The organism is Bacillus sp. AFS017336 (genome assembly GCF_002555445.1).
In the GTDB taxonomy this organism is placed as follows: Bacteria; Bacillota; Bacilli; order Bacillales; family Bacillaceae_G; genus Gottfriedia.
The window spans coordinates 228,547-243,568 of record NZ_NUCO01000024.1 but is presented as its reverse complement, the minus strand read 5'-3'; the positions used below and the strand labels follow the sequence as shown (position 1 = coordinate 243,568).

Here is a 15,022-nt window from a genome sequence, read left to right as displayed (position 1 = left end):
GCTTTTAAAACATCATTTTCCGTATTATACAACAATGGGGGAAGAGTATGTTAAAGAGAACGAGTAAAAGTAAAATTGCAAAAAGCCTGACTGTAGCTGCTTTATCGTCTAGTTTTATTTTAGGTTCGTTAGGCCACATTTCAAATGTAACAAAAGCTGAAAATGCTTCAACAGCAGAATCAATTTTGGCGAAATTAACACCACAGCAAAGAGAGGCTTTACAGAAGCTTTCAACTACAGATCAATCAGGGCTTTTTCTAGACTCGAATGTAAATTTAAACAGTTCAGAAACTGTTTCAGTAATCGTTTCATTTAAACAAAAGCCTCAAAAAATTGCAGTATTAGAAGCAGCATTAAAAGGACAGGCTTTATCTGATTCAAAAGCAGCAAGTAATGCTAATGCAGATCATACGAAGTTTAAATCGGATTTAGGTTCATTATTTAAAACAAAATCTGATGGTGCTTATAAAATAAAACGTGAATATAAACATGCTTTTAACGGGGTAGCTTTAGAAGTCCCTGCAAATAAACTAAATGAATTAATGAAATCAAGTGCAGTACAAGCTATATATAGTGATGTAAAAGTACAATCAGAACTTCCAGTTGAGGGAAAAGATTCTTCTACAAAATCAACAGGAAAAGGAATGGCAGATGAACGTTCTTTCCTACAAATTGATAAATTACATGAAGAAGGTTATACAGGTAAAGGAGTAAAAGTAGCTGTTCTTGATACAGGTGTTGATTATAATCATCCTGATATTAAAGGAGCATTTAAAGGTGGATATGATTTCGTAGATAACGACAATGATCCAATGGAAACAACTTATGCTGATTATGTAAAAGCTGGTAAACCATATGGAGATACTGGCGCTGGAAATTATGTAACTGAACATGGTACTCACGTATCTGGAACGATTGTAGGACAAGGGAAAAATGAAAGTGAAGATGCTACAACTGGTATTGCACCAGATGCGGATCTTTATGTATACCGTGTATTAGGGCCAGGTGGAAGTGGTTCAACTGACAATATCATCGCAGGTATTGATCAAGCAGTAGCAGATGGAATGGATGTTATGAACCTTTCATTAGGAGCGAATTATAATGATCCACTAATTGCAGAAAGCATCGCTATTAATAATGCTGTACTAAATGGTGTAACTGCAGTAGTAGCTGCTGGTAATGCAGGAAATAAGATGTATACATTAGGATCACCGGGATCAGCAGCTTTAGCACTAACAGTTGGAGCAAGTGATGTACCAATTTCTACAATGGCTGCAAAGGGATCAATCGATGACGCAACTGCTAATCTACAATTAATGGCAAGCGGTGAAGGAGACGATGTTACAAAGTTTAAAGGGCAAACTTTACCAGTAATAGATGTAAACCTAGGAGAAGCATATTCTGGAAAAGATGTAAAAGGCAAAATTGTCCTAATGGCACGTGGAACGTATACGATGGATTCTAAAATCGCTGTAGCTAAATCTCAAGGTGCGGCGGCAGTACTAATGTATAATGATAACCCAACTGAAGGTTTCATCCCAACTTATTTTGGTGAAGGGGTCAACTTCATTCCAACTTTCTCATTATCAAATGCAGAAGGACTTGCATTAAAACAAAAGCTTCAAGCCGGATCAGCTAACTTTACGTTTACAGATATTGGGGAAGCAAAAACGCAAGGTGATAGATTAGCAGATTTCAGTTCAAGAGGGCCAGCGAGGTTAACTTACGATATTAAACCAGAAATTACGGCTCCAGGTGTGAATGTATTATCAACAGTACCAGGTTTTATTAATAACCCAAATAATCCAACAGATTATAAAAATGCATATGAGCGTATGTCAGGTACATCAATGGCCACTCCATTTACAACAGGTGTTGCAGTATTATTAAAACAAGCTAACCATAACCTACAACCAGCAGATATTAAAGCGATTTTAATGAATACTGCAGATTCTTTAAGTAAACCATACAGTGTATTTGAACAAGGTGCGGGTCGAATAGATCCATATAATGCAATCCATTCAACGATTGAAATTAAAGTTCAAGAAAAAACACCAATGATTGTAAACGGAAGAGAAAAACAAATAAATGAAGAAACAGGCGCACTAAGCTTTGGGAATGTAACATTTAATGGAAATGACAATGTAGCTGACCGTACGATCACGTTAATGAATAGAGGAGAAAAAACGAAGACGTTTAATGTAAAAGTTAATTTCCAATCAAACTTACGTGGCTCTAAGGATGCAGCTGCTAATGGAGTGACAATTCAAACTGCTTCATCTGTTACATTAAAAGGAATTAGCCAAAAGAAAACAAATATTACTTTAAATATTCCTAAAACAGCTGAAAAAGGAATTTATGAAGGTTATGTAGTTTACACAAACAAAGACAATCCAGCTGAAACATACCGAATTCCATTTGGCGTACATTATGTAGAAAAAGGATTCCAATCAATGAATCTTACTCGTCAGTCGTTCTCAACTGACCGAAATAATTTAAATAACGGATTATTTTATCCATTTTTGCTAACTAATTTCTCTTTAAAATCACATATGAGATCAATCGACGTAGTATTAACTGATGCGGTGACAGGTCAGGATTTAGGGGTTATGAATACTTTCGATGGTGTTGCTTATGATGAAAACACACCATATCAATTTGCGGCATCTGTAGGAGCATATTATCCTTTTACAAATGACCCAACAAATCCAGTTAGTACAAAGCCAGTTTTAGCAAAAGAAGGCTTATACAAAGTTAAATTAATTGGATATGATGATGATGGTAAATCATATACAGTCTCTCAAGATCTATTAGTGGATAATACAATGCCAAATAAATTTAATGTAAATGTAGAAGGCGAAAAAGAAGGCAATCCGTTTGTAGAGTATAAGGAAGGCCAAAGTTCTGTACCGTTTACTGCTTCGATCAATGACAACTCAGTTGAACTAATGAAAGCAGCAGGAATAAAAGCAGATCAATCTCAAAACACAATCGCTTATTACTATAATAGCCCTTGGTTATCTGGAACAATGCCATTAGATGAAAATGGATTTGTAAAAGATGAAATTGCAATGGATCCAAGTACACAATTCCTATCATTTAGATTCCTTGGAGGAGACCAAGCGACAAATACATTTGGTGATAAGCAATACATTTTCACAAAAGAAGGAACTCCGTATGTTTACGGTCAACCACAAGCAAAAACAAGAAATAATCGACTTATTACTCACCCAGGTGATACAAATACAATTACACTAACTGCTAATAATGTGGCTAAACTGAAACAAGCGGGATACAGCTTTACAACAAATACAGCAGATACAAATATCGTAAATATTGCATTAAACCCAGCGGCTAAGGAACTAGGTGGACAATTAAACGTAACAACGACAAACCCAACTAGTACAACTGTTAAATCAGCTGTTAATGTAACGTTTGATGGATCTAAAGAAGTATCTGGTGATATCCCAATGGTTGATGTAACGTTTAAAATTCCAGCAATAAAAGATATTGTAAATTCAAGTTTCTACAATGTAGCGACTACTCTTACAAGCGTAGACAATACAGTGACAAATCCATTTACTTATATGGTACCAATCGCAATTTTGCCAAATATCTCAGCTGTGACTAGCTATATTCATCCAGAAACATTTCAAAGAGCGGATGGAACACTTCTTCCAATAGACTTTACAAAACTTGGCGCAAAAGTAACGATTGTAGATAGCAAAGGAAATTCATACGATGCAACACTCAATACACGAGGACAATTTAGAGCGACTGGATTACCAGTTACAAGCGATGAGTTTACAGTGATCACAGATATTCCAGGTCACTTTACAACATCTGGTAAGTTTGACAGTGTATACAATACATTAGATGGATTCATGTATGGGATTGCTAAAACAATTGGAACAGAATCTGTTGATATTGCAACTGCAGGAGATGTCAACAAAGACAACGTAATCGATATAAATGACGCACTAGCAATTCAAACATACTGGGGAACAAACAAACGCTCAGCTGATATCAACTTTGATGGAACAGTTGATGCAAAAGATTTTGCTTATGTAGAAAAGAATTTCTTAATGCAAAATCCGGCAGTAGACAACGCACCAAAACCAGTGAAGAAATATAAAGGTAAAGATCTTGCAGCTATTAAGAGTGATTTAGGTATTCAATAAGCAAGATGTGAGTAGAGTAAGAAATTTATAGAATAGTTGCTAAAGGCTGTCTCATTAGTCAAAGTACTTTTGAGGCGGCCTTTTTATTTTATATGGAAGCCTTCGATGCGAACACTATGTGAGGTTTATTGATAAAGTTGTGAACTTTGTTGATATAGGGCTAGTTTTTGTTGATATATTATAATTTTTGTTGATATAAGGCTAGTTTTTGTTGATAAATAACAAGTTCGCGTTGATCAATTTAAGCGGAGCTAGTATGACAGCCACAAATACGAACGCTATGTGAACTATATTGATAAAGCTGTGAACTTCGTTGATATATGGCAAGATCTCGTTGATAAATGACGAGTACCCGTTGATAAATAGCAGGTTCTCGTTGATAAATTTAAGCAGAGTGAAAATGACAGCCACAAATACGAACACTATGTGTACTTTATTGATAAAGTTGTGAACTTTGTTGATATACCGCAAGATTTTGTTGATATAGGCCTAAATTTTGTTGATAAATAGCAAGTTCCGTTGATCTATTGCTTTTTGTTGTTTAAGTGCAGGGAATATGAAAGCGGAAACCCGAAACCCGAACAATATGTGAACTATATTGATAAAGCTGTGAACTTCGTTGATATAAGGCAAGATCTCGTTGATAAATAGGGAGTTCTCGTTGATAAAAGACGTGTACCCGTTGATAAATTTAAGCGGAGTGAAAATGACAGCCACAAATACGAACACTATGTGTACTTTATTGATAAAGTTGTGAACTTTGTTGATATAAGGTTGGTTTTTGTTGATATACCGCAAGTTTTTGTTGATATAAGCCTAATTTTTGTTGATAAATAGCAAGTTCGCGTTGATCTATTGCTAAAACGAAGCAATATCTAATTCAATATAGATGTATTCTTCCATATTTTCATAGAAGCTAGCAAAATATGAGTGTAACTCAAGACAAAATCGAGAAAAAATGACCACCCTCGTGAATTTTCTTCGTTAGTTTAGGAGATTGCCTCTTACTACACTGGGGAGGGGGCTTTCAAGCTCTTCTCATTGTAAAAATGAGAAAAAATTTCTATAGTTATCAATCGATCAATTCAATAAAGTTTTAAAAAGATAATAAAGTGCCCAATTTTCGTGGTGCTTTTAGTAGAAAAATGTCGAATAAATAGTTGGATATTGTAAAAGTATTGATTTAATTGGTATCTAATAACCCGATTGTTAATTATTTGAATATTCTAGATAATCTAATTACAAAGGAAAGGTTTAATGAAGAGCGATAATCGAATATAAAATGGCAGTATTTTAGATTCATATTTCCTCATACATTAAAAACTTTATTTTGATAACTAGAATAATTGGGGGAAGAGTATGTCAAAAAGAATTGGTAATAGTAAACTAGTAAAAAGTCTATCTGTTGCAGTTTTATCGTCGAGTTTTGTTTTAGGTTCATTAGGTCATGTATCTAATGTTACGAAAGCAGAAAATTCTTCAACTGCAGAATCAATTTTAGCTAAATTAACTTCACAGCAACGCCAAGCTTTACAAAAGCTTTCTACTACTGATCAATCTGGATTATTTATCGATTCGGATGTGAGCTTAGATAGTGTAGAACCAGTTTCTGTCATTGTTTCATTTAAACAAAAGCCTCAAAAAATCGCTGTATTGGAAGCAGCTTTAAAAGGACAGGCTCTATCCGATGATAAAGCGAAAGAAAATGCTGATGAAGATCACGTCACATTTAAATCAGACTTACGTTCTTTATTTAAAACGAAATCTGATGGTGCATATAAAATTAAACGTGAATATAAACATGCATTTAACGGTGTAGCGTTAGAAGTACCTGCAAATAAACTAACGGAATTACTGAAATCAACAGCTGTACAAGCGATCTATAGTGATGCAACTGTAAAGTCAGAACTACCTGTTGAAGGAAAGGAAGCTACATCTACTTCAACTGGAAAAGGAATGGCTGACGAACGTACTTATCTTAAGATTGATAAATTACATCAAGAAGGTTATACAGGTAAAGGTGTAAAGGTAGCTGTTCTTGATACAGGTGTTGACTACAACCATCCTGACATTAAAGCAGCATTTAAAGGCGGATATGATTTCGTAGATAATGACAAAGATCCGATGGAAACAACGATGGATGATTGGGTGAAAGCTGGTAAGCCAGGTGGAACTACAGGTGCAGCAAGCTACGTAACAGAACATGGAACGCATGTATCTGGAACAATTGTAGGTCAAGGGAAAAATGAAAGTGAATATGCGACAACAGGTATTGCTCCTGATGCTGATCTTTATGTGTATCGTGTATTAGGACCGGGTGGAAGTGGTTCGACTGAAAATATCATTGCAGGAATTGACCAAGCAGTTGCTGACGGTATGGATGTTATGAACCTTTCATTAGGTGCAAATTATAATGACCCGTTACTTGCAGAAAGCATTGCGATTAATAACGCAGTACTTAATGGCGTAACTGCAGTCGTTGCAGCTGGTAATGCTGGTAATAAGATGTATACATTAGGGTCACCAGGAACTGCAGCTTTAGCGTTAACTGTTGGGGCAAGTGATGTTCCAATCACAACAATGTCTGCAAAAGGTTCAATGGATAATGTATCAGCAAATTTACAATTAATGGCAAGTGGATATGGTGATGACATTACAAAACTAAAAGGGCAAACTTTACCAGTAGTAGATGTAAATTTAGGAGAAAATTATACTGGGAAAGATGTTAAAGGCAAAATTGTCCTAATGAGTCGAGGTACTTATACGTTAGATTCTAAAGTTGCTGTAGCTAAGTCTCAAGGAGCGGCTGCAGTACTAATGTACAATGATAATCCGACTGAAGGATTTATTCCAAGTTACTTAGGAGAAGGAGTAAATTTCATCCCAACATTCAGTTTATCGAATGCTGAGGGACTTGCATTAAAACAACAATTACAAACAGGCTCAGCTAACTTTACAATCTCTGATATGAGTGAAGTAAAAACACAAGGCGATACATTAGCAGACTTCAGTTCAAGAGGACCTGCAAGATTAACTTATGACATTAAACCAGAGATTACTGCTCCAGGCGTAAGTGTGTTATCAACGGTTCCAGGATTTATTAACAATCCAGATAATCCAACTGACTATAAAAATGCGTATCAACGTATGTCAGGAACTTCAATGGCTACACCATTTACAACAGGGGTTGCCGCATTATTAAAACAAGCCAACCATAGCTTACAACCAGAAGATATAAAAACGATTTTAATGAATTCTGCTGATTCATTAAGCAAATCATATAGCGTGTTTGAACAAGGTGCAGGACGAATTGATCCATACAATGCAATCCATTCAACGATTGAAATTAAAGTACAAGAAAAAACACCAATGATTATTAATGGAAAAGAAAAACAAATTAATGAAGATACTGGAGCGTTAAGCTTTGGAAATGTAGCTTTTGACGGAAAAGATTATTCAAATTCACGTTCTGTTACATTAATGAACAGAGGAGAAAAAACGAAAACGTTTGATGTGAAAGTTAACTTCCAATCAAATTTACGTGGTTCAAAAGATGCAGCGGCAAACGGCGTAACTGTTCAAACACCAGCTTCAGTTACTTTAAAAGGAATAAGCCAAAAGAAAACAAATATTACATTAAGTATTCCTAAAACAGCTGAAAAAGGAATTTACGAAGGCTATGTAGTTTATACAAATAAAGATAATCCATCTGAAACATATCGAGTACCATTTGGTGTCCACTATGTAGAAAAAGGATTCCAAGACATGGGTCTTACTCGTCATTCTATGACAACAGACCGTAATAATTTAAGTAGCCCAATATTTAATCCGTATATAAATGCTACGTTCTCCTTAAAATCGCATATGAGATACATTGACGTAGTTTTAACTGATTCAGTGACAGGTCAAGATTTAGGATTAATGAATACTTTCGATGGAGTTTCATTTGACGAAGGTGTGCAATACACAATTTCGGCTGGACTAGGTGTTTATTATCCTTTTACAAATGATGTGAATAATCCAATTGCTTCAAAAGCGGTTTTAGCAAAAGAAGGCTTATACAAAGTAAAATTAATTGGATATGACGATGCAGGTAAAGGCTACACAATCACACAAGATTTATTAGTTGATACTACAATGCCAAATAAATTTGATATACATGTAGATGGCGAAAAAGAAGGCAATCCATTTATTGAGTATAAAGAAGATCAAAAGTCAGTCCCATATACTGCTACAATTAATGATAAATCAGTTGAAATCTTGAATGCAGCTGGTGTTAAAGCAGATCAGTCTACGAACATAATTGGCTACTTCTATAATAGTCCTTTCATGGGTGGAAAACTTACATTAGACGAAAATGGAAATTCAGCCAAAGATGAAATTGAAATGGTACCGAGTATTGCAGCATCTTCACTTCGATTCATCGGAGGAGACCAAGCGTCAAATGCATATGGTGATAAGCAATACTTCTTCGTTAAAGAGGGAACTCAATACGTATACGGTCAACCAAATACTAAAACAAGATTAAACAAATTAATCACACATCCTGGTGAGTCAAACACAATTACACTTACTGCTAATAATATAAACAAGCTAAAACAAGCGCTATATAGTTTTACGACGAATAGTGCGGATACAAATATCGTCAATATTGCATTGAATCCTGCAGCTGAGAAACTTGGTGGGAAATTAAACGTTACAACAACAAATCCAACTAGTACGACTGTTAAATCTGACGTTAATGTAACATTCGATGGTTCTCAGGATGTATCAGGTGATCTTCCGATGGTTGACGTAACGATTAAAATTCCAGTAACGAAGGATGTTATTTCAACTTCTAGCTTTAGAACAGTAACATCTACATTTACAAGCGTTGACAATACAGTGACGAAACCAATTACCTATATTGTACCAATCGTTCCATTGTCAAATTTCTCAAGTGTAATTAGTTATATTCATCCTGAAAGTTTCTCAAATGCAGATGGAACTCTGAAGAAAACAGACTTTACGAAAATTGGAGCAAATGTAACGATCGTCGATAGCAATGGAAAAACTTACACAGGTACAATGGATAGCATTGGACAGTTCTATATTTCTGGCTTACCGCTTACGAAAGAAAAATTTACAGTCATCACAGATATCCCTGGTCACTTTAACACTTACGGTAAATTTGACCGAGTTTACAATATAATGGATGGCAATATGTACGGAATTTTTAAGCGAATTGGTGTGGAAACAATTGATGATGCAACTGCGGGAGATATTAATAAAGACAATGTAATCGACATTAATGATGCTCTTGCAATTGAAACATATTGGGGAACAAACAAGCGCTCAGCTGATATCAACTTCGATGGAACAGTCGATGCAAAAGATTTTGCATTCGTAGAAAAGAACTACCTAATGCAAAACCCAGCTGTAGACAATGCACCAAAACCAGAGAAGAAATATAAAGGTCAAACAATTGATACGATTAAGAGTGAATTAGGCATTCAATAATTAAGTACTGAGGAAAATCCACAAGGAATAGTTTGCTTCCTTGTGGTTTTTTGCGTGAAATGAGTGGGAATTCCGTTTGTTATGGGCGAATCTGGACCCTATTTAGGAGTTGATCAGCGAGTTTTAGTGATTTCTCTGAAAAGAGCGCTTGTTATGTACGAATCTGAACCCTATTTAGGAGTTTATTAGCGAGTTTCAGTGATTTCTCTGAAAAGAGCGCTTGATATGTACGAATCTGAACCTAATTTAGGAGTTTATCAACGAGCATCAGTGATTTATCAACGAAAATGAGCTATAAATCAACGAGAATCAGTCATATATCAACGGAGTTCACAACTTTATCAACAAAGTTCACGCAGTGTTCGTATTTTTCAATTTCAAAAAAGGATCCATTTCCTGGTCCAATCCACTTATGCACAAAAAAATCGTGTTATGAACAAAAAACTATGGAATATGCACAAATAATCCAATTTATGCACGAAAATCATTACTTTATGAACAAAGTTCACAACTACATCAATAATGTTCACGCAGTGTTCGTATTTTTATCAGTTAATCGTTAAAGTAAAATAGTGGCTCAAAAATCAAAACTGAACCAAATAAAAAAAGGGATGTCCACAAGTTAGAAACCTAACTGAGACATCCCTTTTATGTGCAATTGAATTCTAAAAAATAACTTTAAGGCGAAGCAAAAAATTTATTAATCGATCGATATCCAATCTTGAGACCATTTCATTAATTCCTTAATAACTGGCTCTAAAGCAAGGCCTTTTTCTGTTAAAGAGTATTCGATTCGAACTGGAGTTTCAGGATAAACATGTCGCTTTACAATTCCTGCTTGTTCTAAATCTTTTAATCTTTCCGAAAGGACGCGCCCGCTAATTGGTAATGTTGATTCGATTGTACAAAATCGTTGTGTTCCAGAAAGAAGTTGAAAAATTATTAGAATTGCCCAGCGTTTACTAATTAATTCTACGCTTTTTTCAAACCGAGGGCATAATAAAGAAAAATCCATAAAAAACCACCTCACCTATAACCATATTATAACGAAAATAGTATGAATAACAAGCTTACTATACATAAATTTATTACTTGACGTAAGTTATTTACTAAATTAAACTTACTTACATAAAGTAACTAGATATTTTTTTACGAAAATAAATAATAGGGGCAATATCATGAATGTGAATACAGAAGTATGTATTGTAGGTGCTGGACCAGGTGGAGCCCTATTAGCATATTTACTTGCAAAAAATAATATTTCAACAGTTTTAGTGGAACGACATAATGGAATTGATAAGGAATTTAGAGGTGAACATTTAAATTCTGAAGGCGAACAAGTATTAAAAAAACATCGTCTATATGAAAAGGTAAAAGAATACGGTTTACTGCTTATGGATCGTGTTGAATATTGGAGCGAGAACAAACTAATTAAAAGTGTTTTTCCGCCACCAGATTCTGAACATGTTGGTATTCATGTTCCACAAAACCATTTGCTTAATGTTATTTTAAAAGAAGCAAAAAAATATGATAACTTTCAGCTTTTAATGGGTACACGTGTATCAAAATTAATAGAAGATCAAAATGGACGCTATGTTGGTGTAAAAGCAATTATGAATGATACTGAAATAACGATCAATAGTTCAATCATAATAGGTGCAGACGGACGATATTCTACAATCCGCAAATTAGCCAATATACCAACGGACATTATTAAACATGGATATGATTTACTTTGGGCTAAAGTTCCTAGACCTGTTAGTTGGGACCCAACTGTTAGACTAACATTAATTAATAACCAACAGCTAGCTTTATTTACTCAAGCGGGAGGCTATATTCAAATTGGATGGAATATTGAAGAAGGCTCTTTTACTAAGTTAAGAAAAAATTCTTTTAAACCATTTGTAAATCAGCTAGTCGAGGCTTTTCCTGAACTGACTGAAACGGTCGAGAAACATATAAATTCCTGGAGCGATTTTGTATTATTAAATGTTCAAAGTAGCCGAAGTAAAACTTGGGTTAAAGATGGACTAATCATTATGGGAGACGCTGCACATACGATGAGCCCTACTGCTGCTCTTGGTGTAAACATTGCAATGAAAGATGCAGATACTCTGGCGGGAATTATAATAGAAGCAGTGCAAAATAAGGATATTAGTACATTTAATTTGAAGAAATTTGAAGATGCTAGACGAAAAGAAGTTGAACGCTTGCAAGAGCAACAACTATTACAAGAAAGTTCATTTAAACATAATTTTGATGTAACTTTATAATATAATTTGATGATTTGAGTAGATTTTAAAAAATAGCTAGTAAATGATGTAATGAATTTGGAGGAAACTTAACATGATTAACGAAAAAGTAGTTTCATTATTAAAAGAGAAAATTAATGTAATAAAAAATAACGATAAATCAATCTATTTAGTTGGACCTATTAAACTGCCAGTAAATTTAGATGGGGAAACGGTTCTTTTCCAATGGTATAGTTGGCTTCGATGTGAAGATATAGAAGGTGATTTTTGTAGTGATGGATCATACAACACGGAAAAAATTATTAGTAAATTAGCTTCTTCAAACTTAGCAGAAATGCAACAATCAAGTGTACTAGTTTATGGTGATTTTGAGAATTCGGAGGAAGCTTTAATTCGAATGCATAGTATTTGCCACACTGGTGATATTTTTGGAAGCAAACGTTGTGACTGTGGATTCCAATTAAAAGAAGCGATGAAAATGATTTCTTCAAATGAATCAGGAGCTTTATTTTATTTAGCAAATCATGAAGGAAGAGGAATCGGTTTATTTAGCAAAGCGATGGCATATGTTCTTCAAGAGCAAGGATTTGATACGGTTGAAGCAAATGAAGAGTTAGGTTTCGTGGATGATGCAAGAAACTATGAGGATGCGATTCGAGTATTAAAAACGCTTCGCTCAAAACCGGTTACTTTAATTACAAATAACCCTCGTAAATTGGATGCTCTTCAAAGCTCTGGAGCTAATGTGTCTGGAAGAATTCAATTATGGGGAGACAAATCAAAGTATAATGAAAAATACTTAGAAACTAAAATTGTTCGTTCGGGTCATTTTAAGGGAGGACGTTCGCATGAGTAATCATGAATTTTATATGAACCTAGCGATTCAAAATGCAATGGCGACGAAAGGTCAGACTGATCCGAACCCATTAGTTGGTTCTGTTATCGTAAACGATAATCGAATCGTTGGAATTGGAACACACTTAAAAGCTGGGGAACCACATGCTGAAATTCATGCACTTAGAATGGCAGGAGAAAAAGCAATAGGTGGAACGATTTATGTAACGCTTGAGCCTTGCTCTCACCATGGACGAACTGGTCCTTGTGCAGAAGCAATCGTGAAAGCAGGCTTAAAAAAGGTTGTAGTTGCTACACTCGACCCAAATCCTTTAGTAGCAGGAAGAGGAATAAGAATCCTTCAAGACGCTGGAATTGAAGTAATTACCGGAGTTTGTGAAGAGCAATCGATTAAAATGAATGAAGTATTCAATAAATTTATCGTTGAAAATATTCCTTATGTTGTAATGAAATCTGCATCTACTTTAGACGGGAAGATTGCTACGCATTCATCTGATAGTAAATGGATTACTTCCGCAGAAGCTCGAAATGATGTTCATCAATTAAGAAATGAAATTGGTGCGATTTTAGTTGGCGTTAATACAGTAGTAAAAGATAATCCAGAATTAACTACTAGAATTCCAAACGGACGTAACCCAGTTCGAGTGATACTAGATTCAACTTTAAAAATTCCATTAGATTCAAAAGTTGTAATCGATCAACAAGCTGAAACATGGATTTTCACAAGTCAAAAACATTCTGAACAGAAAAAAATAGAATTAGAAAACTTGGGTGTAAAAGTATTTGTTACGAATGATGTAAACCGAGTTGATTTACAAGAAATGCTAAGAACCCTAGGGGAACTTTCAATTTCTTCATTGTTAGTTGAAGGTGGCGGAGAAGTGAATGCTTCTTTTATGAATGAGAAACTAGTTGATAAAGTGATCGTCTACTTAGCTCCTAAGTTAATAGGTGGAAAAAGTGCACCTACATTTTTAGAAGGTACAGGAATTGATAAGATGGGACAAGCCATCGAACTGAATGATCTTCAAATAACAAAAATTGGTCCTGATTATAAATTCATTGGTTATCCAAAATTTACAATAGCATGAGGAAGGACTATTAAAATGAGATTTGGATTCGATATTGATGATACTTTAATTGATTTAAGACAGCATGCTTTTCAAATTTATAATAAAAAATTAAATAAAAATGTTCCGATAGAAGTTTACAATGAACTAAAGACAGTTGAAATTCATGAGGCTTTTGGCTTAACGGCAGAAGAAGGTGGCCAAATGTGGAACAGTAATTTAGAAGAAACCTACTTTACTACTTGTCCCCCTTTTCCCTATGCGGTAGAAACATTACAAGAATTAGAAAAACAAGGCCATGAAATTTATTATGTGACTGCTAGAAATAAAGAATATGGCGACCGAACAAAAGAATGGTTAATAAAAAATGGATTTCCAGTTCATCAAGATCGCTTTTATTGCGGCATGAAAGACTCTGAAAAAATTCACATTATAAAAGAATTAGATTTAGATTACTATTTTGATGATAAACCAGCAATTTTGAATACACTTTCTGAATTAACTTTAAAAGTATATTTAAAAGACACATCATATAATCGAGAGTTAGATATTCCTCGCATTACATGTTGGTCTGAAATAAAAGATATTATTGAACAGAATTAAATGATGAGGGTACCTATGAGTTAAAGCTTTTAGGTGCTCTTTTTTTATAATATTGTAAGAGCTGAAATGCAAATTCTAGAATTATTAAATCTTTTTTCGATGATATATGAAAAAATAATAGATTCATTTATACTCTTTACTAAAAAACAATAATAAAATATAGGAAATAGAAAATAAAAGTTTACTCACTATCTGATCTTAATTTTGGAGGTGCTAGCCAAATTGACAAAGCTTGAATTTGATTTTCAAAATCTACATATTTCAAAGCATACTGATTATAAAGGCTATAAAATTAGATTTTCGATCAATCATCAAAACTATGTGCTTTTAGTTGGTAAAACAAAAATCTTATTTCCTTTGAATTTAATTCACGTTTTTAGTGAAAGAGAGACATGTCAGCTTTGCGGTAAATTAGTTTTTCCATCGAATATTAGTCAACAGGTTTGTCCTACTTTATTTAATAGAAGAAAAGAGTTGTTAGCTTATTTCCAAGAAAAGTATTCTGAGCAATTTTAAATTTGTATTAGACAATCGTCGACTATAGTGAATAATAAATTTCATA

At 34.3% G+C, this 15,022-nt stretch carries 8 protein-coding genes; 7 read left to right on the top strand and 1 reads right to left on the bottom strand.

Features of this window, described 5'->3' with window-relative positions:
* Nucleotides 1–47: 47 nt before the first annotated feature.
* Nucleotides 48–4,181: a S8 family serine peptidase gene (locus tag CN601_RS15440; protein WP_098171547.1), complete on the top strand. Its 4,134-nt coding sequence runs from the start codon at nt 48–50 to the stop codon at nt 4,179–4,181.
* Nucleotides 4,182–5,540: 1,359 nt separating this feature from the next.
* Nucleotides 5,541–9,680 (top strand): S8 family serine peptidase, encoded by a 4,140-nt coding sequence (locus CN601_RS15435; protein ID WP_098171546.1) that lies wholly within the window; start codon nt 5,541–5,543, stop codon nt 9,678–9,680.
* A gap of 700 nt (nt 9,681–10,380) precedes the next feature.
* Here the strand turns inward: CN601_RS15435 and CN601_RS15430 are convergent.
* Nucleotides 10,381–10,695, bottom strand: a complete 315-nt coding sequence (locus CN601_RS15430) for a winged helix-turn-helix transcriptional regulator (protein ID WP_098117011.1) — start codon at nt 10,693–10,695, stop codon at nt 10,381–10,383.
* 163 nt (nt 10,696–10,858) lie between these two features.
* On the opposite strand from CN601_RS15430, the gene CN601_RS15425 reads away from it, so the two are divergent.
* The 5 genes from CN601_RS15425 (at nt 10,859) to CN601_RS15405 (ending at nt 14,976) form a co-directional block, all read left to right on the top strand.
* Nucleotides 10,859–11,953, top strand: a complete 1,095-nt coding sequence (locus CN601_RS15425) for an FAD-dependent monooxygenase (protein WP_098171545.1) — start codon at nt 10,859–10,861, stop codon at nt 11,951–11,953.
* 73 nt (nt 11,954–12,026) lie between these two features.
* Complete coding sequence (locus CN601_RS15420) at nt 12,027–12,788, top strand: GTP cyclohydrolase II (protein WP_098171544.1); 762 nt, start codon at nt 12,027–12,029, stop codon at nt 12,786–12,788.
* On the top strand, nt 12,781–13,878 hold the full coding sequence (gene ribD / locus CN601_RS15415; RefSeq protein WP_098171543.1) for a bifunctional diaminohydroxyphosphoribosylaminopyrimidine deaminase/5-amino-6-(5-phosphoribosylamino)uracil reductase RibD: 1,098 nt from the start codon (nt 12,781–12,783) through the stop codon (nt 13,876–13,878). The genes CN601_RS15420 and ribD overlap by 8 nt, the downstream gene beginning before the upstream one ends.
* Before the next feature lie 15 nt (nt 13,879–13,893).
* Nucleotides 13,894–14,460, top strand: a complete 567-nt coding sequence (locus CN601_RS15410; protein WP_098171542.1) for a 5' nucleotidase, NT5C type — start codon at nt 13,894–13,896, stop codon at nt 14,458–14,460.
* Nucleotides 14,461–14,682: 222 nt separating this feature from the next.
* Nucleotides 14,683–14,976 (top strand): hypothetical protein, encoded by a 294-nt coding sequence (locus CN601_RS15405; protein ID WP_098117016.1) that lies wholly within the window; start codon nt 14,683–14,685, stop codon nt 14,974–14,976.
* The last annotated feature ends 46 nt before the right edge of the window (nt 14,977–15,022 follow it).